We start from the raw sequence: 243 nt of genomic DNA, 5'->3' as shown, positions 1-243 counted from the left end.
CGATTTGAGGGCCTTGCGGTAGCGGAGGAGCTCGTTGCGGTAGCCGGGGTGCCACTGGGTGCCGAGGAAGTCCAGATGGGCGCGCCGCTGTTCGGATGCGCCCATGATGAGTTCCATGTCCTGATTGCCGAACCAGACGACGGGCGCGCTGTCCGACAGGTAGGCGGCGTAGTCGGCACGCTGTTCGTCGTTGACGCGGAGGTCGAGCTTGCCGCCGTTCCAGACGATGCGGCGGACGATGTC

The 243-nt window shown here is 65.8% G+C and carries 1 pseudogene; it reads right to left on the bottom strand.

The features are described from left to right. Positions 1-243 (bottom strand): annotated as a pseudogene (locus CI070_RS13290) (hypothetical protein); the annotation flags it as partial.

The sequence above is a fragment of the Akkermansia muciniphila genome, from assembly GCF_900184965.1.
Classification (GTDB): domain Bacteria; phylum Verrucomicrobiota; class Verrucomicrobiia; order Verrucomicrobiales; family Akkermansiaceae; genus Akkermansia; species Akkermansia muciniphila_A.
The sequence above is the reverse complement of the archived record's forward strand: the minus strand, read 5'-3'. Positions and strand labels throughout refer to the sequence as shown.